Source organism: Paenalcaligenes niemegkensis, from assembly GCF_022230885.1.
Taxonomy (GTDB): Bacteria; Pseudomonadota; Gammaproteobacteria; order Burkholderiales; family Burkholderiaceae_B; genus Paenalcaligenes; species Paenalcaligenes niemegkensis.
Map to the genome: position 1 here is coordinate 53012 of NZ_JAKGCT010000003.1, position 22314 is coordinate 75325.

General features: G+C 53.4%; 26 protein-coding genes and 3 pseudogenes. All 29 read left to right on the plus strand.

The window, feature by feature from the left end; translation table 11 throughout:
* The first annotated feature begins 74 nt into the window (after positions 1-74).
* The 29 genes and pseudogenes from L1889_RS03715 to L1889_RS03845 all read left to right on the plus strand — a co-directional run bounded on the left by L1889_RS03715 (position 75) and on the right by L1889_RS03845 (position 21254).
* Entirely contained in the window at positions 75-812 is a 738-nt protein-coding gene (locus L1889_RS03715; protein WP_238663938.1) for an LvrA C-terminal domain-related protein, read from the plus strand.
* A complete protein-coding gene (locus L1889_RS03720; protein ID WP_238663939.1) occupies positions 809-1153 on the plus strand; it encodes a hypothetical protein in 345 nt (114 codons plus the stop codon). Before L1889_RS03715 ends, L1889_RS03720 begins: the two co-directional genes overlap by 4 nt.
* Positions 1138-2094 (plus strand): AAA family ATPase, encoded by a 957-nt coding sequence (locus tag L1889_RS03725; protein ID WP_238663940.1) that lies wholly within the window; start codon positions 1138-1140, stop codon positions 2092-2094. The genes L1889_RS03720 and L1889_RS03725 overlap by 16 nt, the downstream gene beginning before the upstream one ends.
* Positions 2087-2683, plus strand: coding sequence for a hypothetical protein (locus tag L1889_RS03730; RefSeq protein WP_238663941.1), 597 nt, complete (start codon positions 2087-2089; stop codon positions 2681-2683). Before L1889_RS03725 ends, L1889_RS03730 begins: the two co-directional genes overlap by 8 nt.
* Positions 2684-2994: 311 nt before the next feature.
* Positions 2995-3297 (plus strand): twin-arginine translocation signal domain-containing protein, encoded by a 303-nt coding sequence (locus L1889_RS03735; RefSeq protein ID WP_238663942.1) that lies wholly within the window; start codon positions 2995-2997, stop codon positions 3295-3297.
* Between the two features lie 189 nt (positions 3298-3486).
* Positions 3487-3537: pseudogene (locus L1889_RS19415) on the plus strand (hypothetical protein); the annotation flags it as partial.
* Between the two features lie 7 nt (positions 3538-3544).
* Positions 3545-3715: a hypothetical protein gene (locus tag L1889_RS03740; RefSeq protein ID WP_238663943.1), complete on the plus strand. Its 171-nt coding sequence runs from the start codon at positions 3545-3547 to the stop codon at positions 3713-3715.
* A 26-nt stretch (positions 3716-3741) separates the two neighbouring features.
* A pseudogene (locus tag L1889_RS19060) lies at positions 3742-3861 on the plus strand (hypothetical protein); the annotation flags it as partial.
* A 95-nt stretch (positions 3862-3956) separates the two neighbouring features.
* Positions 3957-4436, plus strand: a complete 480-nt coding sequence (locus L1889_RS03745; protein WP_238663944.1) for a phage terminase small subunit P27 family — start codon at positions 3957-3959, stop codon at positions 4434-4436.
* A 1-nt stretch (position 4437) separates the two neighbouring features.
* Positions 4438-6168 (plus strand): annotated as a pseudogene (locus L1889_RS03750) (terminase large subunit).
* Positions 6168-6323, plus strand: coding sequence for a hypothetical protein (locus L1889_RS03755; RefSeq protein WP_238663945.1), 156 nt, complete (start codon positions 6168-6170; stop codon positions 6321-6323). The pseudogene L1889_RS03750 and the gene L1889_RS03755 overlap by 1 nt, the downstream one beginning before the upstream one ends.
* Positions 6323-7540 carry a phage portal protein gene (locus tag L1889_RS03760; protein WP_238663946.1) on the plus strand — a complete coding sequence of 406 codons (1218 nt, stop codon included), beginning with the start codon at positions 6323-6325 and terminating at the stop codon, positions 7538-7540. The genes L1889_RS03755 and L1889_RS03760 overlap by 1 nt, the downstream gene beginning before the upstream one ends.
* Before the next feature lie 10 nt (positions 7541-7550).
* Positions 7551-8165: an HK97 family phage prohead protease gene (locus L1889_RS03765; protein WP_238663947.1), complete on the plus strand. Its 615-nt coding sequence runs from the start codon at positions 7551-7553 to the stop codon at positions 8163-8165.
* 12 nt (positions 8166-8177) lie between these two features.
* Positions 8178-9410: a phage major capsid protein gene (locus tag L1889_RS03770; RefSeq protein ID WP_238663948.1), complete on the plus strand. Its 1233-nt coding sequence runs from the start codon at positions 8178-8180 to the stop codon at positions 9408-9410.
* Entirely contained in the window at positions 9410-9706 is a 297-nt protein-coding gene (locus L1889_RS03775) for a head-tail connector protein (protein WP_238663949.1), read from the plus strand. Before L1889_RS03770 ends, L1889_RS03775 begins: the two co-directional genes overlap by 1 nt.
* Positions 9707-10081, plus strand: coding sequence for a head-tail adaptor protein (locus L1889_RS03780; protein ID WP_238663950.1), 375 nt, complete (start codon positions 9707-9709; stop codon positions 10079-10081). It begins immediately after the preceding gene.
* Positions 10078-10245: a hypothetical protein gene (locus tag L1889_RS03785; RefSeq protein ID WP_238663951.1), complete on the plus strand. Its 168-nt coding sequence runs from the start codon at positions 10078-10080 to the stop codon at positions 10243-10245. The genes L1889_RS03780 and L1889_RS03785 overlap by 4 nt, the downstream gene beginning before the upstream one ends.
* Complete coding sequence (locus L1889_RS03790; protein ID WP_238663952.1) at positions 10242-10739, plus strand: HK97-gp10 family putative phage morphogenesis protein; 498 nt, start codon at positions 10242-10244, stop codon at positions 10737-10739. The genes L1889_RS03785 and L1889_RS03790 overlap by 4 nt, the downstream gene beginning before the upstream one ends.
* Positions 10739-11113, plus strand: coding sequence for a DUF3168 domain-containing protein (locus tag L1889_RS03795; RefSeq protein WP_257793845.1), 375 nt, complete (start codon positions 10739-10741; stop codon positions 11111-11113). The genes L1889_RS03790 and L1889_RS03795 overlap by 1 nt, the downstream gene beginning before the upstream one ends.
* A 58-nt stretch (positions 11114-11171) precedes the next feature.
* Complete coding sequence (locus L1889_RS03800; protein WP_238663954.1) at positions 11172-11678, plus strand: phage tail tube protein; 507 nt, start codon at positions 11172-11174, stop codon at positions 11676-11678.
* Between the two features lie 15 nt (positions 11679-11693).
* Entirely contained in the window at positions 11694-11912 is a 219-nt protein-coding gene (locus L1889_RS03805) for a hypothetical protein (protein WP_238663955.1), read from the plus strand.
* Positions 11913-12050: 138 nt separating this feature from the next.
* Positions 12051-12320: a hypothetical protein gene (locus L1889_RS03810; protein ID WP_238663956.1), complete on the plus strand. Its 270-nt coding sequence runs from the start codon at positions 12051-12053 to the stop codon at positions 12318-12320.
* Positions 12321-12853: 533 nt separating this feature from the next.
* Positions 12854-15019 carry a phage tail tape measure protein gene (locus tag L1889_RS03815; RefSeq protein ID WP_238663957.1) on the plus strand — a complete coding sequence of 722 codons (2166 nt, stop codon included), beginning with the start codon at positions 12854-12856 and terminating at the stop codon, positions 15017-15019.
* Positions 15020-15053: 34 nt separating this feature from the next.
* On the plus strand, positions 15054-15650 hold the full coding sequence (locus L1889_RS03820) for a hypothetical protein (protein ID WP_238663958.1): 597 nt from the start codon (positions 15054-15056) through the stop codon (positions 15648-15650).
* On the plus strand, positions 15647-16222 hold the full coding sequence (locus tag L1889_RS03825; protein ID WP_238663959.1) for a hypothetical protein: 576 nt from the start codon (positions 15647-15649) through the stop codon (positions 16220-16222). Before L1889_RS03820 ends, L1889_RS03825 begins: the two co-directional genes overlap by 4 nt.
* Positions 16219-16617, plus strand: a complete 399-nt coding sequence (locus tag L1889_RS03830) for a DUF6950 family protein (protein ID WP_238663960.1) — start codon at positions 16219-16221, stop codon at positions 16615-16617. Before L1889_RS03825 ends, L1889_RS03830 begins: the two co-directional genes overlap by 4 nt.
* A gap of 2 nt (positions 16618-16619) precedes the next feature.
* A complete protein-coding gene (locus L1889_RS03835; RefSeq protein ID WP_238663961.1) occupies positions 16620-19988 on the plus strand; it encodes a phage tail tip fiber protein in 3369 nt (1122 codons plus the stop codon).
* A gap of 256 nt (positions 19989-20244) precedes the next feature.
* Positions 20245-20979 (plus strand): hypothetical protein, encoded by a 735-nt coding sequence (locus L1889_RS03840; RefSeq protein ID WP_238663962.1) that lies wholly within the window; start codon positions 20245-20247, stop codon positions 20977-20979.
* Between the two features lie 77 nt (positions 20980-21056).
* Positions 21057-21254, plus strand: coding sequence for a hypothetical protein (locus tag L1889_RS03845; RefSeq protein ID WP_238663963.1), 198 nt, complete (start codon positions 21057-21059; stop codon positions 21252-21254).
* Positions 21255-22314: the final 1060 nt, after the last annotated feature.

The window sequence follows — 22314 nt, forward strand, 5'->3', positions numbered from 1 at the left end:
AACGCCCTAGACATCATCCTGGCCGCCTTCATTGCTCTGGCGGCAGTAATCACTTTTGACTGGCCGAGGCTGCCATGAGCAGACTATTAATTGACGAAAACCCGCTGCAGGTGCTGCCTGATCTAGCGGTGGCTATCGGTTTGAATGAAGCGATTGTGCTGCAGCAGATCCACTATTGGCTTCGAAAGAGCAACGTGGTTATTGATGGTGAGCGCTGGGTACACAACACGGTTCAGCAGTGGCAAGAGCAGTTCCCTTTTTGGTCGGCAGATACGGTTCGCAGGACGCTGGCCAGCCTGAAAAAGAAGGGGCTTTTGGTCGCTGAAAGACACGGAAAAAGTCGCTTCGATCGGACAAATTATTACCGAATTGACCGCGCTGTTCTTGCCACCTTCGATGATAGCAATTTGCAATGTTCAGATGATGGCATTTTGCAATGTTCAGATGATTGCAAATTGCCATGTTGTTATATAGACAGAGACTACCCAGAGACTACCCAGAGAAAAGGGGACGATGACTCTGAAACCGACTGCAAACCCGATGTTCCACCATTCGATATTTTCTGGTCTGCCTACCCAAAAAAAGTTGCCAAGCAGAGTGCTGAAAAAGCGTTTAAAAAAATCAAACCGAACGCGGAGCTTTTGCAAACCATTTTGCAGTCACTTGCTCGGTTCAAGGAATGCCGAGGTTGGAAGAAAGACGGCGGCGAATTCATCCCTAACCCAGCCACCTGGCTGAACGGTCAGCGATGGAATGATGAGCTAGGTGACGCTGGTGACTCGTCTGACGATCCGTTTGAGGGGGCGATATGAGGGGGCAGACTGAAATTATTCAACTTCGTCTGTCTGGCTACAAGCCGTTGCTAGTTTGGGTATTTGTGCTGCAGATCCCTTGCCGAACAGATTTCTTTTGGGATGCTGAGAGCTCTATCGAGTTGAACGGAATGCCAGAGATTCACATTGGAGTTGACGACAGTATTGCTGGTCTCGATTTCCGCTTTTTATACGATGTGACGGTGTTGCTCCAGGGCGTAGACATCGACCGACTCAGGGCAGCGTTCAGACGTATACGCCAATTTTCGCCACGTCGCATCGTCACATCCACCCCAACAATGCTTAACGACACAAAGGAAATGCAATGCATAGCAGCGTAGTGCCGATCATCACCCCAGACACGTTCGATTTCAAAGCCTACATGCAGGCCACTGAGCCTCAGGTAAAAGTTCAGTCTGCCGATGCGTGGCGTGCCGAATTGATCAAGTCGCTGCGAGATGGCGACAAAATCATCGGTGCAAAGCTACCGTGGGCCAAGACTCACGATCACCTACGTTTCCGTGGGGGCGAGGTGACGCTTTGGCAGGGGATTAACGGGCATGGCAAATCTCAGATGCTCGGTCAGGCAGCGCTCTGGTTCGCGGCACAGGGTGAGCGGGTGTGTATCGCTAGTTTCGAGATGAAACCGGTATCGACTCTGAAGCGCACGCTGCGACAATTCGCGATGAACGATGCGCCCGGTGAGACAGCAATAAACCATTTAATGGACTGGGCGCAGGATAAGTTCTGGCTGTATGACCAGTTGGGCAGTGTCACGCCAGAAATGATTTACGCCGTCATTCGCTATTGCGCTACCAAATTAAAAATCAAACACATGGTGATTGATAGCCTGATGAAGTGCGTACGTGGTGAGGATGACCACAACGGGCAAAAGGATTTCGTCGACATGCTGACCAGCCTAGCGCGTGAATACAACATCCACATTCATATCGTGCACCACGTCCGGAAGGGCGAGAACGAAGATAAGGTGCCAGGAAAGTTTGATAGCAAGGGTACTGGTGCCGTCGTTGATCAGGTTGATCAGATGCTCACAGTTTGGCGCAACAAGAAAAAGGAGCGTGCGGTAGAGAAAGCACAGCGAACTGGTGAGGTGATCGACGATAAAACACAAAACAGCCCTGATGCTTTATTGATCTGCGATAAGAACCGTCACGGTGAATGGGAGGGAACCATTGCTCTCTGGTACCACGCCCCCAGCCTGCAGTACACCGGTGACAACCGACGCCTTCCACTGGATATCACCAGGAGACAGCATGAGTGATTTTACGGCTGTGATTGAGCAGCCATTATTCGACACTACACATCAGGCGCTGGCTTTTGCGTTTCGACGCTCGAATGGGGCTGTAAGCCGCCCGATGATGAACAGGCTGGCCAGCGCAGGCAGCAGTAGTGATCGTGGGCTCGGGGGCGATGATGGCGTAGCTCAGGCAGGCTTGATTCTGCGACGCCTAACGCAGCTCGGACCTCTGCACGTTGCAATATTGAAGGCACGCTACGGTGTGCGTGAGCGGATTTGCTCTTGCTGCGAGCAGCCCGCTCCACACTTTGAGTGGCTGGGAGCGATTCGCACAGTATCTGAGACAGGTTATGCACGGCTGAGTATGCCAAGCGTCACGCCAGAAATGGTTAGGGATTTAGCGATACGGTATTACTCGACACCAAAACACCCGCTGGAGGATATAGGTAGCAGGCATGGTGTTAGCTTGTCTACGGCCTCAAGGGCTAATGGTGAGATTGTGCTATGGCTTCGTGGGCCGCGCAAGAGTAAAGACAATCAGCAAGGGGAAGAAGCAGCGGCATATAGTGGTGCTGACTCGTTGCTTAGGTCTGTCGGGCTGGTTGTTGATTGAGCATGGAAAAGGCTAGGGGTTGCGCTTGAAAGAAATGCATGTCAGAATGGCCTCATATTCGTAGTCTCATAGCTACGCCCAGAGAAAGCCCGCCAAGAAATTGAGCGGGTTTTTTGCGTTATACGCATGGGGTAGCTCAGTGGATAGAGAGCTTGCAAGTCCTGCAATCAGGGCGCATCAACGCAAGAGGTCGCTGGTTCAATCCCAGCCCCCATCCGAATAACCAAACTACGAAACTTTCGTAGTATCCCACCGCTTCAACTTACCCGCCCTTCAATTGATCGGCGGGTTTTTTATTGGAGATTACCTATATGAGTCGTAGAAGCTTCTTACGTGGTTCGCTTGGCGCATTGGCTGCTGCCGTAGCAACACCTGTTATCGCTAGAGCCGGGGTACATACCCCGAAAGACGTGGATGTGCCCTTTCCTGGTATGTCATCAAGCGAGATAGCCGATCACATTACAAATGCCCTGGCGACTGAAACGCCCTTTGTAATTCAAGATGGCGTTACCCGTATGGATGGCTCCTTTATCAATAGCCATACCGTCAAGGTAAAGGTCGACCAGCAAGGGCGCCCCTGGATGGCGGGCATCGGCTTGGGAGATGCCCTTTAATGGCACGATGCACATACTGCGGTAAGGGCCATGCAGTAGCGCTATGCCCACACACATACGCGGGTAACGCTGCCAGAGCGAACCTTCGGTGCTCCTACTGCGGCAGCAAGGCGCACACAATCACATATTGCCTGAAGACCTATGCTGGTTTGAGTAACAGGCGAAAGAATCCTAACGGAGAGTTTCTGGATGGCTAGACGGCCTCAGCGCCCATGCCGAGCAATAGACTGCAGCCAGCTGCATCGCAATGCACACGGCTACTGCGACACCCATGCTCACCTTGCGACAGAGTGGCGAAAACGCCCGGGTGAGTCTGGTCGAGGTGGCAGGCCTTGGCGAAGGCTGCGTGAGCAGGTGCTCAAGCGCGATGGCTATCTCTGCCAGTGCGATGACTGTAGAGAGCGACTGTTACCACTAGTAGCGCATGAGGTGGATCACATCGATAACAGGCGTGGGCTAGATGGCAAGCTCAATGACAGCCCAAGGAATCTCCGCTCGGTGAACCGGGACTGCCACAAGCGGATCACGCAGGCGCAGGCAATGAAGGCCAGAGGGACAGGGTAGGGGGGTGGTCAAATCTCTAGGGCTTTTTATTACGGACACCTGCCGCCCCGTCAATTTTTTACACCCGCGAAAAATGAAATTCAGGAGTTGAGACGATGGCAGGAGTTGCTGGCCGGTCTGGCCGTAGGCCAAAACCGGTTGAGCGCAAGGTCGCCGCGGGCAATCCAGGCAAGCGAGCACTGAACCGTGCGGCGCCTAAATTTAATGAAATCGTTAACATCGACCCGCCAGAGTGGCTGGATGAAATAAGCCGTGAGCTGTGGTTGCATTTAGCGCCACTGCTTTGTGCTCAGCAGGTTCTGCAGGCTACCGATATTCAAAACCTCGAACTGTACTGCGCCGCATACGGTCGGTTTCGCGAGGCCCAGACCCATATTGCGGAGAACGGCATTGTAATGACGAACGATCAAGGTACCGCTACGAAGAATCCGGCCGCGACGATCATCAACGAGGCAACACGTCAGATGGCGACATTCGGATCGCTGCTCGGGCTAGATCCGTCCAGTCGGCAGCGGTTGCTGGGTCCACAGACGCCCGTCGCTGGCGCTGAGCTGTCTGAAATTTTGGGGATGTGACATGGCAAGAGCGTCTTATCCCCGCGTGGTTGCAGCCAATAAGTTTGCGCGTGAGGTCGTGCGAGGAAAGATTCCGTGCTGCCGATTTATTGTGTTGGCGTGTCAACGCCACTTAGACGACTTAGCTAAATCTAAGACCCGCGACTACCCCTACCGCTTCGATCGTGCCAGGGCTGAGAAAAAACTACGTTTCATTGAGTTCTTGCCGCATACCAAAGGCGAGTGGGCGCGACTAAAGCAAAAGGTAAAGTTGGAGCCGTGGCAGGCCTTTGGTATTGCATGCACATTTGGTTGGGTACGTAAAAAAGATGGCCTACGTCGGTTCAGGGAGTCGTATTGGGAAGTGCCGCGTAAAAATGGAAAATCTGTCATAGCTGCTGGTGTCGGCTTAGGCATGTTTTGTGCGGACGATGAGTTCGGTGCTGAGGTTTATAGCGGCGCAACAACTGAGAGGCAGGCGTGGGAGGTTTTTAGGCCAGCAAGATTGATGGTGAACCGCACCCCCGAAATCAAAGAGCTACTGGGTATCGAGGTCAATGCAGGCAACATGAATCGACCGGGGGATGGCAGTCGGTTCGAGCCAGTCATCGGTAACCCAGGTGACGGCGCTTCACCCTCATGCGCGATCGTTGATGAGTATCACGAGCACGATTCGGATGATCTCTACACGACAATGCAAACCGGAATGGGCTCACGCAGACAGCCGCTGCTGTTCATTATCACAACGGCAGGATCAAACATCGCGGGGCCGTGTTACGACAAGCGCACTGAAGTGGTGGAAATGCTCGAAGGGCTGGTGCCCAATGATGAACTCTTTGGCTGGATCTGGACTATCGACGAAGACGATGACTGGACGGACCCTGCAGTGTTGGCCAAGGCTAACCCCAACTCAGGCGTGTCTGTCTACTAGACGTATCTACAGGCACAGCAACAGCAAGCGATTCGACGTGCACGCTTTGCAAGCACGTTCAAGACGAAACACCTAAACGTCTGGACAGCAGCGAAGGCCGGCTTTATCAACATGGCCAAGTACATGGCAGCACCGTGCGAAGACACAAGCTTGTCAATGGATCAGTTTAAGGGTTGGGATTGCACGATTGGGCTGGATTTGGCAGCTAAGGTCGACTTGACCGCCATGGTCAAGCTGTTCTGGGAGGAAAAGGCAGGCAAGCGGCATTACTACTGTATCGATCCGGTGTTCTGGGTACCAGAGGATACGGTGCAGGGAACAGAAAATCGACGGATGGCAGACCGCTATCAGAAGTGGGTGGAGTCCGGGCACTTGATTCAAACCTCAGGCGCTGAGATTGACTACCGGGACATTTTGGCTGAGGCGCTAGAGGTGAATGAATTGTCGCCGGTGGTGGCCAGCCCGATTGACCCGCACGGCGCGGCCAACCTGTCCCATCAACTAGATGATGAGGGGCTTAACCCTATCACCATCATTCAGAACTACACCAACATGGCTGATCCGATGAAGGAGCTGGAGGCGGCAATTCTTGCTGGCCGGTTCCATCATGATGGCCATCCGATCATGACCTGGTGTATCGGCAACCTGATTGCAAAATATATGCCCGGCAGTGATGACGTAATGCGTCCGATCAAGCAGGGTAATGACAACAAAATCGACGGTGCAGTGGCGCTGATTATGGCGATAGGCAGGGCAATGGCCCCGCTGCCGCAGCGCTCGGCGCTTGAATCGCTAACCGACGATGACATTCTGGTGATGTAATGAAAAATCTATTTCGTGATGCCGTGACCCTTGCGGGCCTTGGCTGTCTTGCTGCGGGCCTGTATCAGCGGTGTGATGCGGGTGTCGCTCTGATCGTTATGGGTGTTCTGATGCTTGTGCCTGTCATCGTATCGATTAAAAGCAGGGGGCGCTAATGCTGCTGGATACTCTGTTCGAGAGCCGCAGCCTGGAAAACCCCAGCGTGCCGCTTACTGGCCAGAATCTGCAAGAGATCCTGATTGGCGACGGGGATGGCCTGCGCGTAACGCCCGAAATTGGGTGGCGATTGACGGCGGTCTATTCGAGCATTTATGTGCTCGCGAGTTCGCTGGGGCAGTTGCCGGTTGCCGTGCTGCGAAAGGTAGATGGCCAGATCATTCCAGGTACGGATCACCCCGCCCATTACCTGCTTCACGACGCACCAAATGATTGGCAAACATCGTACAAGTGGCGCGAGACCTGCATGGGTCACGTGCTTGGCTGGGGCAATGGATACTCGCGCCTGGTGCGTTCGCGTCGAGGTGAGTTACAGGCAATTGAGCGGCACTTGCCTCAGGACACCACGCTAGCCAAAGTGGGTAATCGCTGGGTGTATTCGACGCGCGACGATGATGGCGCGCCATTGGCTGTTGCGCCTGAGGACATGGTGCATATTCGAGCTTTAGGTCGCGATGGCCGCATGGGCGTGAGTCCAATCATGCAGCACGCGGAGGCCATAGGGTTGGGCTTGGCTGCGCAACGATATGGCAAGCAATTTTTTGACGGTGGCGGGCGTCCTACGGGAATCTTAACGCCCAAGGGTGACCTCAGTGATAACGCGTGGACGAGATTAAAGGAGTTTTGGCCCAGTGCGGTGGCACGCCTCAAGAGGTCAGACAATAAAACCCTTCTGGTTCCGGCCGATCTGGACTTCCGGGCCCTCACGATAGAGCCTGAGGCCGCCCAGTTCATCGAAACGCGCAAGCTGACACGGTCCGAGGTCGCTGCGTTATTTAATGTGCCAGCGCACATGATTAATGACCTAGACCGGGCCACCTTTTCAAACATCAGCGAGCAGGCTATCCAGTTCGTGCGCCACACGATGATGCCGTGGGTGCAGAACTGGGAGCAGGAACTTAACCGGCGGCTCTTTACGCGCGCTGAGCGAGCCGCTGGCTACTACATCAAGTTCAATTTGGGCGGGCTGCTGCGTGGCACACCAAAGGAGCGCGGAGAACTCTACCACTTCGGTATCACCGATGGCTGGATGACCCGCAACGAAGCACGCTTGTTCGAAGACTTTAACCCGATCGACGGGCTTGATGAAATGCTGATCAGCGTTAACGCCAGACCAATTAGCGAGTTGCACCAAGCCCCGGACCAACTTCAATAGGAAAAAATCTATGAATGACATCGAAAAACGCACGCTGGTTGACCAGCCGTGTGAGCTTCGTGCCGCCCGGGATGAAGCGCCAGCCACGATTGTTGGTTATGGCGCTGTTTTTAATACCCGAAGCTCACTGTTGTTTGGCTCGTTCTACGAGGAAATCGCGCCCGGTGCGTTTGACGACGTGATGAGCGATGACGTACGCGCACTGTTTAACCATGACCCGAACTTTGTTTTGGGTCGCACGCGTAGTGGAACACTTCAGCTATCGATCGACAGCCGGGGCCTAGCCTACACGATCACACCGCCCGATACGCAGACCGTGCGCGACATGGTTCTTGCGCCATTGTTGCGCGGTGATGTCAGCGGAAGCAGCTTTCGGTTTCGTGTCGCTGATGATGGCGATGAGTGGCGACAGGAGGGCGAGTTTGCCGTTCGAACCATTCATAAATTCTCATCCTTAATAGACGTATCGCCGGTGACCTATCCGGCCTACGACGACAGCCACGCCGCGCAGCGCTCGCTCGATGCTTGGAAACAGGTCGAAGAGGGCAGACATCTGCTCACTAAGGCCGTGCAGGAGCGCCGTTCGCGCGAACGCTTACTTGAAATTATTAACCTGAACCTTTAAAGGGACCATCACATGACTACTCTGGTCGAAATGAAACAGCAGCGCGCCAAGATCGCGTCCGACATGCGCTCGCTGCACACCGAATCTGGTGAGAACGAATTTACGGACGAGCAGCGCTCAAGCTGGGAGGGCATGAAAGCCGACCTCAAAAGCCTGGATGCAAAGATTCAGCGCGAAGAGGACGTGCGCGAAGCGGAACAGAGCTACGTTGAAGACAACTCCGACGATCTGGCCAACAAAGCCCGCAAAGCAAGTGGCGAAGGATCGGAAGACGAACTGCGGGCACAGGCCTTTGATAAATTCATGCGCCATGGCCTGGCAGACCTCACGCCCGATGAAAAACGCGCCATGGATGAGGCGCGAGCGCAAGCTGCCGGTGTGGGGGACAAGGGCGGTTATACCGTTCCAACGACCTTCATTGCCAAGGTTCATGAGTCACTTTCCACTTATGGTGGCATTGCTTCGGTAATGCAGGTGCTGACCACTGACGCGGGTAACTCCATCGAATGGCCGACCTCAGACGGTAGTGAGGAAGAGGGCGAGCTGCTGGGTGAAAACACGGCCGCATCCGAGCAAGATGTTGGGTTCGGTATGGACTCGATGGGTGCCCACAAGGTTTCATCCAAAGTCATACGCGTCAGCAACGAGCTTCTGAGTGACACAGCAATCGATATGGAAACATTCCTTGCCGAGCGCATTGGTTCACGCATTGGTCGAACCCAGGCTCGGCTGATCGTGAAGGGCACTGGAGTCGGAACACCACTACAGCCCAAAGGGCTCGAGGCCTCGGCGTCTGTTGGAGCTTCTACAGCAGTGGCCAGCAAGTTCACATGGCAGGAAGTCAATGCGCTGATCCACTCCGTAGACCCAGGTTATCGCAACGCGCCAAAGTTTCGCTTGGCGTTTAATGACAAAACCTTGCAGGCGATCGAGGATATGGAGGATGGTAATAAGCGTCCCCTATGGTTGCCGGGCGTAGACGCATCCCATCCTGCGACGGTGCTGGGCAAGCAGTTTGTGTTGGACACCTACATCGCGGATGTGGGCGCTGGCACGAAGTTCATGTATGCGGGTGACTTCAACCAATTCATCTTGCGCCAAGTACGGTATATGGCCCTGAAGCGCCTGGTAGAGCGTTATGCTGAGTACGACCAGACGGGTTTCTTGGCCTTCCACCGTTTCGGATGCATCTTGCAAGATGTGGCTGCCATCAAAGCCCTGCAGGGCAAGGCGTCTGGTGGCTAATGAGCGCCGTATCACTCGAAGACGCTAAGGCGTTTCTTGACGTCATCCATAGCGGGGATGATGGCAAGCTGCAGCTGCTATTGAGTGGTGCGATCGACGAGGCAGAACGCTTCGTCGGTCGCAAGCTGAGCGAGATCCCCAATAGCGGCGAACGGGGCCCGCCGGCTAGCGCCGTTGTTGGGGTGATGCTGCTATTGCAGGCCACCTATCAAGCAGCTCCGGATGATGCAGCAAAGCTACGCCTTGCCGCTGAAATCAAGCTCAAGCCACACCGCGCGCAATGGGAGGATGTCTAAATGCTCGCACATCGATTACGTCATCGCATTACGTTTCAGGTGAATGGTGAGGGGGATCGTGATGACAATGGTTATCTAATCCCCGGTACCGGTGGGTGGCAGACAGTCACGCTACCTGATGGCACGAAACTGGCAGACGTGCCCGCTGAGGTGCTAACAGGGCCGGGCCGTGAGACACAAGGCGGTGCTGCCACTCAGGCTGAAACATTGGCGCGAATCAATTTGCGTTGGTTTCCTGCTGATGAGCGTGAAATGGCCGCGTGGCGCATTGTTTGGGATGGCCGAGTTTACAACATAACATCAGCAGAAACTGACATTACGGCCCGTCGCGAGTGGCGCTTGCGCTGTGAGTACGGGGCTTCGGAGGGGCAATGATGTCGAAACAATTAGATCGTATCGAGGCAACTCAGCTGCGGATTGAAGCCAAGCTGGACGTGTTGCTGGAGGCTCTGGCTGAAGAGGTTGATGACGAAGAGCAGGCCTTTGACCTGGATGGGAATTTGCTCGGAGATGAGCGCAATCTACTGGAGCCTCTATGAAGATCGAAATGAAGCTTGAGGGAATGGATGGTGTTTTGAAAACACTTCAATCTCTACCAGCCGAGATCGTATCAAAGCGTGGTGGCCCCGTGAAATTATCGCTGGCCAAGGGCGCGAGGGTCATTCTTAGCCAGGCTAAACAAAACCTTCGTGCCCAAATCGCTGCGAACGGCGATGAGTCTACGGGTCTTCTTGAAAAGAACGTGATTGTCAGTCGTGGGAAGCCCATACACGGCAGCAATGGGGAGCGTTACTTAGTTCGGGTACGGCGCAAAACATACCCTGACAGGCGGGTCCGTAGCCGTGACGTAGCAACTACACGTAAAACCGCGAGTTTGCTGGAGTATGGGTCTAGCCATCAATCCGCTACACCTTGGTTGCGTCCCGCGGTTAGACAAAAAGGGGGCGAGGCAATCAATGTAATTACTACTGACCTCAATCGTCGTATTGCTCTAACCATTAAAAAGCTGGCTCAGCAGAACAAGGGAAAGTGATGTTTGCGCCAATTCTCAAAACGATAAACACGCCAGCAGTCCAGGCCATTATGGGAACTGGAAGGCCTCGTATATATAGCAGTGGGAATGCCCCGCAGGGGGTGGTGACGCCGTACATCACATGGTTCGTTGTCGTTGGCCAGCCATACGAGCAACTGAGTGGGCCGCCTGGTGCTGACAATGATGCAATTCAGATCGATTGCTGGGCAGGCCCGGACAGTGATCAGGAAATAGTCTGCATCAACTTAGCCAAGGCTGTGCGTGACGCGCTAGATGAGGCAGGCCAAGCCAACCGAATCATATTTAACAATCGTGAGTCCGACACTAAGTTATTCCGTGTCGCGCTGCAGGTGGATTTTATTCATAACCGTTAGCGGTTCTATTTAATTGATTGACGCCCGGCATGTCCGGGTTTTTTTATTGGAGGTCGACATGACCGCAGGCGTTATTAAAACCCAAGGAACTGAACTGTTTCTGCTGGATAGCATTACAGGCGAAGAGCCGGCCATCCTGAAGATGCTATGCCCCACGAGCGTCACCGGATTGGGTTCCGGGACGAAATCTCAGATTGAAACTACGTGTCTCGATACGGAAGAAGATCAGGAATTCATACCCGGACTTGGGGCTCCGGGGCCGCTGTCTGTGCCGTTCAACTTCGTTCCCACAGCGGCCTCGCATCAAGGCATTTTGACCGAGCTAAAGGAGTCGGGCCAGTTGATTCCGATTATGGTGGCCTTTTCGGACGGCAAGACTGCGCCGACTCTCGATATCGAAACAGGTGATTTCAAGGCACCAGCTGGCCGCACCTGCGCACGTTTCCTTGCTTACGTTGCGGAGGCCACCATTGATGCGGCGACCAATGACAAAGTGACAGGAAATATGAGCTTGCAGCGATCCGGCAAGACCACATGGAGCTGGAATGCTCCAGCTACCCCTTAAAAATTGGAAATCATAATGTTAGATAAATCCCTATTTGTTAGTGACGAGATCCACGAGCGTGAGATTAAGCTTGCCGATGGTAAGAAGCATAAGTTTTATTTTAAAGAGCTGCCTGCAGGAGAATTTCGCCGCTATGCTTTTGCGAACGAATCCGACGACGAGCAGGTGCGCATAGACAGTATGTCGCGCTTGGTTGCTGAGAGTGTTGTGACGCCGGACGGCAAAAAGCCTTGACGTTTGAGCAGGCTAAAACGCTCAAACCCGGACCGCTAATCGCTATGTTTAATGCTACTCAGGAGGTTAACAGCGGCATCAAAAAAAGACGGAAATTGGCGATTCTGGCACATCCTAGCCCTGGCTTTAGGCCGGACAGTGGGCGAGCTTCAGGCGACGATGACGCAAAATGAGTTTGAGTCGTGGGTTGAGTATTACAAGGAAGCGCCATTTGATGATGCGCATCGCTTCCACCGTCCTGCTGCATTGGTTTCAGAGTCGATGGCTCGTGGGGGAATGACTGAAAAGCTGGAGTGGTTGCGAGGCAGCGCTCTGGACGCAGAGCCTGAGGCAACTGGTAACGGTCAGTACTCTGCTGCTGATATGGCTACGTTCGCAGCACTGGGTGTAAAGCCACCTAGTGTATGATCCCCTTACGTTTTGATATAAATAGGGGTGGGAGGATGTATACGTTTTTGGCGCTTTTTGGTAGTTTTATTTCAACGTGGGCAATATTGGCGTGGCTCGCTTGTGGATTCTTTGCCGGACACCTTGGGGACGAGAAAGGGCGTTGTGGTGTTTGTTGGCTCCTACTTGGGCTCCTGTTTGGCCCTCTTGCGCTTTTGACCGCTGTGGGGCTACCAGCTAGGGGACCAAATCGAACGACGCACGCGCAATGTCATGTGTGTCACGAATTTGTTTTGCCGCAAGCGAGGAAATGTAAGCATTGTCACAGCGGGTTCGCGTCAGATGGATATACGCAAGCGCAAGCCGAGCGTCAAGAAAATATAGCGGCAATTAAGGAGCACGCACCCAAAATACTCAGTAACCCAGTTTTGTGGGTAGCTGCTGTCATCGTGATTGCGGGGTTGTATTTTGTTTTTTGAGCCGACTTGTTGCTTTAATTAGATGAGATTACCTTTCGCCCTGTTTAGTACAGGGCTTTTTTGTAGGTGCTATTCATGGCTACAGCTGGAAGTATCATCGTAGACCTTCTCATGCGTACAGGCAGCTTCGAGACCGATTCGAAGCGCGCCGAGCAGCGTATGAAGCAAATGGAGCGACAAATAGACAAAAGCGTGAAGCGCGTTGCTTTATTGGGCACGGTTGTCGCAGGGGCGTTCACCATTGCACTAAAGAATGCCAGTAGCTACATGTCGGAGATAGGTTACGCAGCAGAGCGTACATCTGTGTCTGCCCAGGCGTTTTCTGAGCTGGCTTATGCGGCGGATCAAGCTAATCTCAGTCAAGGCGAGCTTGAACGGGTGTTACGGCGTTCGACAGAGGCTATCAACCACGCTGTTAATGGCACAGGCAAACAGGCTGAGGCGCTCAGGGTTTTAGGGATCTCCGCACATGATGCTGAAGGCAACCTCAAGACCGCCGATACCATGCTTAGAGACCTTACTGATAAGTTTTCTAAGCTCGAGCCAGGCGCTCGAAAAACCGGACTTGTTCTGGATCTGTTTGGACAACAACTAGGGCAAAAGGTTATCCCCCTGTTGAACGGGGGGGCTGATGGCTTAGATGAGATGGCACTTCGGGCGAGAGAGCTCGGTATAGCTATTGATGATGAGGCGGCACAGGCCGCTATGGATTTTGAAAGTAACCTTGCTGATTTAAAGAGAACATCGCAAGGATTAGCAGTTTCGTTAGCGACAGACTTAATACCCGCACTCAATCAAACAGTTATGTCGTTGCAGGCTGCGCGCGACTCATCTTTGTGGGGTTGGCTTTTTTCATCTGGAAAAGACCAAGAGGATCCAGAGGCGGCCATTGCTAAGATCGATAAGACTTTAGCCAAGGTGCGGGCCACTAGAGAGACTCACCTGCAGTGGCAGGAAGATAATAAATGGGTGTCGTGGGCCGTCTCCGGGGACATTAAAGACTTGGATTTGCAAATAGCCAACCTTGAAGCTCGGAGGGAGTATTTGGAGCGGCTTAAGCAGCAAACCTCTGGGGGTACAGTCCCATCTCTTGCTCCGGTCTTAACAACCCCTGACTCTAGTGGTGGAAATCCAAAACGCACAAAAAATCAGCTCGACGAAGGTCAGCGGTTGATTGACCAAATGAACGAGCGTATTGCGCTGTTAGGTCAGGAAACTGAATACGAGAAGCTTCTTGCTCGTATTAATATCGAGTCTGTCACATTTAAAACGGATGCTCAAAAGCAGGAGGCGTTGGCCCAAGCCCAGACGCTGGACTTTTGGGATGAGCAGGCGAAAGCCTTTGAAGAGTCGAAGAATCTCGCCGAGGAGTTTTCGACATTAATGGCTGGCTTATTCCCAGAAAGGGCCAAGGCTGACCAGTTCATTGTACAGGTGGACATGCTGAATCAGGCCCTAGAGGCGGGTTGGATCAATGCGGACATGTTCGCTGAGTCGGTGATTAAGCTTGAGGATCAGTTTTCAGAGACTGCCGGCAGCATGAGCGAGTTTGCTGTTCAGGCGGCGCGTGATATCCAGACGCACCTGGGCGATGGGTTGTATGACATAGTCACCGGCAACTTCAAGGGTATCGGTGATCGGTTTGCAGATATGTTGCTCCGCATGGCCACCGACGCAGCCGCCGCCAACCTTGCTGGCGCTTTGTTTGGCGACTACGGTAGCACAGGGAAGATTGGCGGCGGGTTACTGGGTGGAATTGTGGGCGGCATAGGCGGCCTATTTGGTGGGACATCTGCGTCCAGTATTGGCATTGGCTCCGTTTCTTCTGGGCTGGATCTCGGCAGCACGATTGGGGATTCAACCAATTTCTTAAGTCTTTCTGGTGGTGGCTATACAGGCGACATACCTGTTGATCAGTTTGCTGGATTCGTTCACGGCCAAGAGGGTGTTTTGAGCGCACCAGAAATGCGAACAATTGGTGGCGAGGCGGGGTTCAACTCCTTACGTCGACTGATTCGTGGGGGTGGCAATGCAGCTGGTGGAATGGGTGGGCGTCCTTCTTTGCCACCACTGCCGGCAATGGGGCAGCAGAGTCAGCGGCCATCTATTGTTATTAACTCGACCGTCAATGCGGCTCCGGGTACAAATATGGCAGAACTGGGTGCGTTGCTGGATCAGCGAAATGAAGAGTTGCGCTATCAAATCTATGAGGATTTGAGGCGCGGCAGAGTAGAAATTTAACGCCACCTTCGAGTGGCTTTCTTTTTGGTGATCTATGGCAATAAAAACGTGGCCGTCTGAGCTATGTCCGGCGTCAGTGGACGTGGGCCTGCACCAAGATGTGCAGAGCACGCGTTCGCGCTCAGGTAAATACTCGACATTCGAGATGCCGGGGGCGTCGTGGGTAATGACGCTGACGTTTCGCAACTCCCTAGAGTGGATGGATCGGCCACGCGTCGAGGCGCTGGTTACCAGCTTGCGTGGCAAGGCAAATCGATTATCGGCACCGCATTTTGGGCGCCCCATACCAAACGGCACACTGCGTGGTGCGCCACGCCTTGCACAGGCGGTGACGCCTGGCTCCGGTGTTTTGAGCCTAAAAGACTGCAACGGCACATTACAGGCGGGGGATTTTATCGGGCTTAATGGACAGCTTCTAATGGTTGAGTCTGATGCCAGTCCTGTAGCCGGAAACATGACGATCACTGTTAATCCGGCGGTTCGTTTGACCAGTGCTGTCAATACAGCAGTGGAATGGAACAGGCCACACATCTTGTGGATATTAGACGAAGACGATGCCGTGAAGTTTCCGTACCGACCTGGTAAGGAGCGGCCGAGCTTTGCGATTGAATTGATTGAGGATTGGGTATGAGTCGTGGTTTAAGTACGGCACAGCGAGCAGCAGCTAAAGCCCCGCACCGCATGGCAATTGCGCTGGTGGAGTTGCACTTTCAAGGCGGTCTATTGGCGCTTGCGCTGTCGCCCTGGGATGTTACGCATGCTGGCCAGACGTATCAGCGCACCGGTGCTCTTATGCGAATCGAGGCGGCGCACGAGTCGTCCAAATCATTTGAAGGTATCAAGATGACGATGACCGGATTAGACGCATCGGTCATGACTATTGCGGCCAATGAGCCATACCGAGGCAGGCTGGTACGTATTCTTAAGGCCTATGTTGAGCCGGATACAGGTGCGTTGATTGGTAGTCCAGTCGTGCAGTTTATCGGTCGCATTCGCGGCATGCCGATTCAGGAAAATAACGAGACATGCACGGTTGCTGTGATGGCTGAACACTATGAGGCTGAGCTACAGCGTCCGGCCCCTTTGCGCCTGAATAACGCAGACCAGCAGCGCCTGTACCCTGGGGATATGGGGGCAGAGTATGCCGACCAGTTGGAAGATAAGGTCGTAATCTGGCCTACACGTGAGGCAATGATGAAATGATGGAACGCTACGATGATTGGCCTGAAAAACTGGCCGCATTTATTGAGACCCGCCGCGAGCGGGTTTTTTCTTGGGGTTCGCAAGATTGTGCCTTGTTTGCAGCTGACGCCGTTATAGAAATGACGGGTGTGGATCTCGCTAAAGAGTTGCGTGGATATCGGTCTGCACGGGGCGCTGCGAACCGTATTAAGAAGGCAGGGGGCATGCGCTCTTTTGCATCGAGTCTATCCGAGAAACACCCTGGCCTAGCGCAGCGTGGGGACGTGGTGTTAGTCGATATCGATGGGCGTGAGACTTTTGGGGTTGTCCTGGGTAACGGCTTTTGGTGCGGGCCCGGTATTGAGGGATTGGTATTTCGCCCAATGAATGAAGTTGAAATTGTGTTTGGAGTGTAGCTATGCCCGCAGCAGTTCCTATTATCGCGGCAGCCGCTACCAAAGTGGCTGTTGCCAAGCTTGTTGCGACCGTTGCGTTGTCGCTCGCCCTGGGTTCATACCAGCAAAGTCGAGCGCGTAAAAAGGCCAGGGCTGCCGAGCAAGCTCAGCGTGATGCATATAACGCGAGCCTCAAGGATCGTCATATTACGATCCGCTCAGGCGTTTCAACGCGCAAGTACGTACTGGGGCGCGTGCGTGTGGGTGGAACGCTCATGCACATCGAGGCGAATGGTAAAGACAACACGGCCCTGGATTCAGTGCTGGCCATGGCCGGTAACCAGTGCGTTCTGGATGGTTATTACTTGGGGGATGAGTTTTTATCAATTGCGGAATTTCCCGGTGATCAATATGGAAAGCGCCAACAGATTGACCAGCGGATCGCCTGGAAACAGTACCTAGTAGATGCTGACCGCTATGCAACCATTGTGCTCCCAAGTGAGCCCATTGAGGGCAGCGTCAGTGTGACTGGTAAGTACAGCTTTACGGTAAATGGGGCGACGGTTAGGGTTTACGTCCCTTACGAAGGTGTCTTTCAGCCGAACACTGTGACGTTATCGGTTTTTTATAAGACGTGGAGCGCCGCCAAGCTTCGTGTTATCTATCGTGACGGCAGCCCTAATCAGGCGCCGAGTTCGTGGCCAGATATTTCTACGCCGTTGTGGACGGACGCCCATTTGTTGCGTGGCGTGGCCTATCTGCGCACACTGAACCTGTGGGACGAGGATATTTACCACTCGGGCGCTCCGCAAATGGGGGCTGTGCTTAAGGGCGGCTGGGTCGATGGTCATTCGTTTTTTGACCCGCGAACCGGTACCAACCCAACACACACTACCAACCCGGCTATTTTGTCAGCGTGGTACATGACGCTGCCACGTAACCGAGGCGGTATGGGGATACCGGACTCATGGATTGACTGGCCACACGTGTCGCTGGCAGCCAATATTTGCGACGAACTGATTCGAGTGAGGGCGCTAGAGGGCGAGGGCTACGATTCAATCAAACGGTACGAGTGCAATACATTGCTCGATACCGCGAACCCGCCAATTGAGAACCTGAACATCATCATGTCGTCGATGGCAGGCGAATATGTGTTCACGGCTGGCATGTACCGGATCTTTGCAGGGGCGTTTCGTCCAGCGACGGTGACAATAACGGATGATGATGTTGTGGGTAATCAGGACATCATCATGGATAAATCAGGCCAGGATGATGCGCCCAGCAATATCGTGACCTCCACATTTATCAATGCCAACCGAAATTGGTTGGAGTCCAGCCCGAGGCCGATTCGTAACGCGGCGTATATCGCTTCGGATGGTGCCGAGTCGCCGCTTGATCTGCCTTTGCCAGCTACGACGGACGAGCGCCAGGCCGCTTACATCATGGGCGTGATGCTGGAGTCAGCCCGACCTGCCTTTGCGGGTGAGATTCCAGTGCTAGGCATTGGCGAAGATTTGGCGGTCATGGATACGGTTCAGCTCAATCTGTCGAACCGTCCTGAGTATGCAGGCAAGACGTTTCAAATCGTTAATCGCATCGATAACTGGGATGGCACCTTTAGTCTGACACTGCAAGAGACGAGAGCCAATGTCTGGTCGTTGGATCCGGACACATTCTTGCCGACCGATCCTACACCCGTTACGGATACCAGCTATCTGTGGAATGTAGCCCCGATCACGAATTTTCAGATTGATGCTCATAAGCCCCAGGCACTGTCCGATGGGACAGCAGTGGTTCGTACAGATCTGACCTGGGACTTGCATCCGCAGCCATACGTACGTGAGGGTGGGCGTATAGAGCTGCGGTACCGGGAGGCCACCGAAGGGCCGTGGATATCCATTCCTTCGACAGCTGGTGATGCGACTGGTACGTCATTTACCGCCGCGCTGGTAGATGGTGCTGTGTATCAGTTTCAGGCGCGTGCGGTCAACGGCGTAGGGGCAGTATCGAACTGGACGGATGGTTGGGAGGATTACGACGGGGTGATTGGGGCACCGCCAGCGCTGACCAGTCTGACTACCGCTGGTGTTGTCGCGGGGATTGATCTTGCCTGGACGTTTCCCGGCACAAATAATGCGATTCGCCATACCGAAACCCGTTACTCACTGAACTCGGAGTTTGATAGCTCGGTGCTAATGGGGGACTTTGCGTGGCCAACAAACCGACATTCGCTGCTTGGTTTGGCGCATGGTGCGCAGCTTTGGTTTTGGGGCCGGCTCGTTGATGAAAACGGTACGCCTGGCCCTTGGTATCCCGGCGCTAACGAGACTGGCGTGTACGGTCAGTCCAGTACTGACGCGAATGCGATCAATGGATACATCACTAAGGAAATCCTTGAGTCAGCCCTTGGCCAGCAGATGTGGTCCGACATCGAGGCCATCCCGGAAATACAGGCCAAGCTTGATGAAATCTCAGGTGCGGGGCAGCACGATCCGGCACAACCCTATCTGAGCGGGTCGGTCGTCTTTGATAGCGGCAAAATGTATCGCGCTTTGCAGGACGTGCCGGCAGATACGCCGATCACGGACATGGCCTATTGGCAGCACATAGGGGATTACGCCAGCATTCAGGGGGCGATTGCTGCGCTTTCTTTGCAGACTCAAGAAAACACGCAGCTGATTGAGGACATTGATGGCGTGGTGACGGCAACTGCCACGGCCACCTCCATAATGCAGGCAGCTATGCGTGACGATGATGACGGCGAAGGTGATCTAGCGGGCGTACTGAATGAATATGCCAGCAGAGCGTGGATCTCAGAGCTGCGGCGAACACAGGTTACAGAAACCCAAGTGGAGGCGATCGTTCAGCAGCAGGTCGGCGTGGAGCTAGGCGAGGTGTCCGTCATTGTTGAGGATATCAGCAGGGCAGTTACCGATATAGAGGGCGTCTTTAATGCGACGCAATCGACAAAAATCGGGGTCGACGTAAACGGCGTTATGTATACGGCGGGGTATGGCCTCGGCCTTAGCAATGAAACGGGTGTAGTTCAGTCTCAGTTTGTAGTGATATCAGACCGCTTTGCCGTGATGCACGCGCCCAACGGAACCCCTATAGCGGTATTTACGGTTGATGGCGGGGTAATCAGCATGAACACGGCGTTGATTGGTGACGCAACTATTGGAACGCTGAAGCTGGCCGAGTGGATTCGTTCCACAACGATGGTGAGTGGCCAGCCCGTGATGGAGTGGAATACCCGTACTGGGCAACAGACCACTAGAGCTAGGGATGGGGATTGGCTAGTCGTTAGGAACGGTAAGGGCAGCTATGTACAGTATGTGCCTACCGGAGTTTGGGTGGTAGAGGATGGCGTATTTGGAGGATATAACGGATGAGCGACGGCAGAGCGGGGGTCCGCGTTCGAGATCATTTAACAGGCGTGGTGACGTTAGACACGGACATTCGGGCGGGGAGATCGCTGGGTGTTATTACGACAACCTCTGCTTCGGGCTCTATCAATAATCCTGCTCTATTGGAGGGGGACTTGTTTTGTAGAGTTGGCTTAGTTACTTCAGCTTCTTCATATCCCAATACAAACTTGGTACGGCAGCTAAGCGTCAATAATGTGGTCGCGTCTGGGCAGACATTATCATGGCAATTCGTGTGGGGAACTGGATCGCTACCGCCTGGAAACTCTTACCAAATTCTTTATGGAGTGTATTGATGGATGCTGGTACTCGGGTGAGAAATCAACATGGGACAACTCAAATAGGGCAAGACTATGCCAATTTTGTTTTGGACGGGGGACGTAAAAACTTTTCGGTAATAAATAGACCCATTGGCTTTACACAGAACAGTAATCCGCCAGCAGGCACGGTCGCAGACTCAATCATTGTGACTGACAATTTGCTTGACGAGCCATATTTCGGGTGGAACTGGGGCTATTGCTGGGTGTTTAAGCCTGCGGATCAGGTGGCGGTGGGTGGAGTTGCAGGTAAGCGTGTACGAAACCCCTATACGGGCAAGCTGACATTCGATAGCAGCCACAAATATTTTAGGGTTGTTGACTACATTCGCACGGGCAGCAACCTTTCACGGACATATCCAGCTGGCAGGAAGTACCGAGTTGCTCCTTTGTCGTGGAAAGGCTTAGACATCATCAGAGACGTTGGCGATGCTGGATGGGGAGACGGATCAAGGCTTTATAGGCAGGAGTGGCGCTGTATGCAATACCAGCTAGTCAATAACACGCTGACACTGACGATTAAAACTAATTTGGACAATGAAGTATGGGATGGACCATCAGGGATGGCAGGAACCATTGGAGCCGATCCTTTTTTGGAGTTGCTGGTAATCGATATGACCGGTTATCCAGGGGTCACGTAAAGCGAACACAATCACTCTCATCACTCTATTTCTAACGATCAGCCCCTTAATTGGGGCTTTTTTTATGGGACAAAACAATGCAAGCAGTCACACAAATGCTCATGAACAACATGGGCCAGCGCCTCACCGTTGAGTTGATCAACGGCATGAATCACACGATCAAAGTGGAGTTTGAAAAGCAGGTGGCGGAAAAAGCGCAACTGCAGGCAGAACTTGATGCGCTGCGCAATGAACAAGTCAATGCAGATGAGCCGGCAGCAGCGGAGGGCGTGTAATGTGGTATCGAACAGGAACAATATCGATTGCGGCCGACAGCCCAACCGTAACGGGCTCTGGCACTGCGTGGGTACAAAACATACGTGTCGGTGATGGATTGCAGGGTCCGGACGGACGGCTTTATGAAGTTACGAACGTTGCGAGTGATACGGCGCTGTCTATTAGGCCCAATTACCAAGGGCCTGCAGTCAGTGGCGAGTCGTATTGGATTATCCCAGTACAAGGCTATACGAAACGCCTGGCTGATAGAGCGGGGGTTCTCTTAAATGAGTATGGCGGGATCCCCGATCGCATAGATGGTAACGAGGGTCGGATAGCTCAAAATGAGACTCGGATAACGGAAAATGACACTCGCATTGCAAATGCGATACAGGCAATGCTCACCAAATCAGGTAACCTCTCAGGCCTCGAAAACGCGGCCAAAGCACAACTGAACCTAGGCGTAATTCAGTCGCTGCAGGGTGAAGTTTTTAATAGTGATAACTGTACGATCATTGAAAACGTTAATGGCATAGCTTTCAGGTTTCCTAATCCGAAAATCCAAATCGCCTGGTCACTTGGTTATGTGAGCAACCCAGTTGCAGCTTCCGGAGGTGTTTTTAAAGGGGGATCGACTTGGATTAATTGGGCCGCTCCATTTAATGACGCAACGTATGCCGCATCAGCATCCTCATACACTGATATCTATTGGGGTTATGCGAACGGCCTTGAGAGCCACCGAGTGAGGGTCTGTCTTTGGTCTTCTATATCTCACCCCCTGGAGAGGCCCCTGTTAGGGCGTTCGCGGTTGGGAGGTATTAGAACGGCTACTTCCAAAACCCTACCGCATAGAAGACTAACTCTAAGTTACCCCTAACCATCCTGACTCGGTGGATAGGAGGCTAACGACGACTGAAGCAGACCCCGGTGCGTTTCTCCTGGTAGATAAGAGGGTTCTACGACGGTTGCCAGTGACCGCTGGGTCAGCGCCGTTAGTAGCCTGAAAGGTATATGTTGTGTTTACAAAAGGGGCGGGGAAGTTCCAAGGAAATGCAATCTCAAGAGCCGTTGGCTCAAAAC

Bases quoted from the DNA above. Each gene is read 5' to 3' on its own strand.
- L1889_RS03830 (WP_238663960.1), top strand. From the start codon at position 16,219: ATGATGGAACGCTACGATGATTGGCCTGAAAAACTGGCCGCATTTATT.
- L1889_RS03780 (WP_238663950.1), top strand. From the start codon at position 9,707: ATGCTCGCACATCGATTACGTCATCGCATTACGTTTCAGGTGAATGGT.
- L1889_RS03740 (WP_238663943.1), top strand. From the start codon at position 3,545: ATGCACACGGCTACTGCGACACCCATGCTCACCTTGCGACAGAGTGGC.
- L1889_RS03820 (WP_238663958.1), top strand. From the start codon at position 15,054: ATGGCAATAAAAACGTGGCCGTCTGAGCTATGTCCGGCGTCAGTGGAC.
- L1889_RS03790 (WP_238663952.1), top strand. From the start codon at position 10,242: ATGAAGATCGAAATGAAGCTTGAGGGAATGGATGGTGTTTTGAAAACA.
- L1889_RS03715 (WP_238663938.1), top strand. From the start codon at position 75: ATGAGCAGACTATTAATTGACGAAAACCCGCTGCAGGTGCTGCCTGAT.
- L1889_RS03765 (WP_238663947.1), top strand. From the start codon at position 7,551: ATGAATGACATCGAAAAACGCACGCTGGTTGACCAGCCGTGTGAGCTT.
- L1889_RS03720 (WP_238663939.1), top strand. From the start codon at position 809: ATGAGGGGGCAGACTGAAATTATTCAACTTCGTCTGTCTGGCTACAAG.
- L1889_RS03835 (WP_238663961.1), top strand. From the start codon at position 16,620: ATGCCCGCAGCAGTTCCTATTATCGCGGCAGCCGCTACCAAAGTGGCT.
- L1889_RS03755 (WP_238663945.1), top strand. From the start codon at position 6,168: ATGAAAAATCTATTTCGTGATGCCGTGACCCTTGCGGGCCTTGGCTGT.
- L1889_RS03785 (WP_238663951.1), top strand. From the start codon at position 10,078: ATGATGTCGAAACAATTAGATCGTATCGAGGCAACTCAGCTGCGGATT.
- L1889_RS03725 (WP_238663940.1), top strand. From the start codon at position 1,138: ATGCATAGCAGCGTAGTGCCGATCATCACCCCAGACACGTTCGATTTC.
- L1889_RS03825 (WP_238663959.1), top strand. From the start codon at position 15,647: ATGAGTCGTGGTTTAAGTACGGCACAGCGAGCAGCAGCTAAAGCCCCG.
- L1889_RS03840 (WP_238663962.1), top strand. From the start codon at position 20,245: ATGGCAATTCGTGTGGGGAACTGGATCGCTACCGCCTGGAAACTCTTA.
- L1889_RS03760 (WP_238663946.1), top strand. From the start codon at position 6,323: ATGCTGCTGGATACTCTGTTCGAGAGCCGCAGCCTGGAAAACCCCAGC.
- L1889_RS03795 (WP_257793845.1), top strand. From the start codon at position 10,739: ATGTTTGCGCCAATTCTCAAAACGATAAACACGCCAGCAGTCCAGGCC.
- L1889_RS03775 (WP_238663949.1), top strand. From the start codon at position 9,410: ATGAGCGCCGTATCACTCGAAGACGCTAAGGCGTTTCTTGACGTCATC.
- L1889_RS03730 (WP_238663941.1), top strand. From the start codon at position 2,087: ATGAGTGATTTTACGGCTGTGATTGAGCAGCCATTATTCGACACTACA.
- L1889_RS03770 (WP_238663948.1), top strand. From the start codon at position 8,178: ATGACTACTCTGGTCGAAATGAAACAGCAGCGCGCCAAGATCGCGTCC.
- L1889_RS03745 (WP_238663944.1), top strand. From the start codon at position 3,957: ATGGCAGGAGTTGCTGGCCGGTCTGGCCGTAGGCCAAAACCGGTTGAG.
- L1889_RS03815 (WP_238663957.1), top strand. From the start codon at position 12,854: ATGGCTACAGCTGGAAGTATCATCGTAGACCTTCTCATGCGTACAGGC.
- L1889_RS03800 (WP_238663954.1), top strand. From the start codon at position 11,172: ATGACCGCAGGCGTTATTAAAACCCAAGGAACTGAACTGTTTCTGCTG.
- L1889_RS03805 (WP_238663955.1), top strand. From the start codon at position 11,694: ATGTTAGATAAATCCCTATTTGTTAGTGACGAGATCCACGAGCGTGAG.
- L1889_RS03735 (WP_238663942.1), top strand. From the start codon at position 2,995: ATGAGTCGTAGAAGCTTCTTACGTGGTTCGCTTGGCGCATTGGCTGCT.
- L1889_RS03845 (WP_238663963.1), top strand. From the start codon at position 21,057: ATGCAAGCAGTCACACAAATGCTCATGAACAACATGGGCCAGCGCCTC.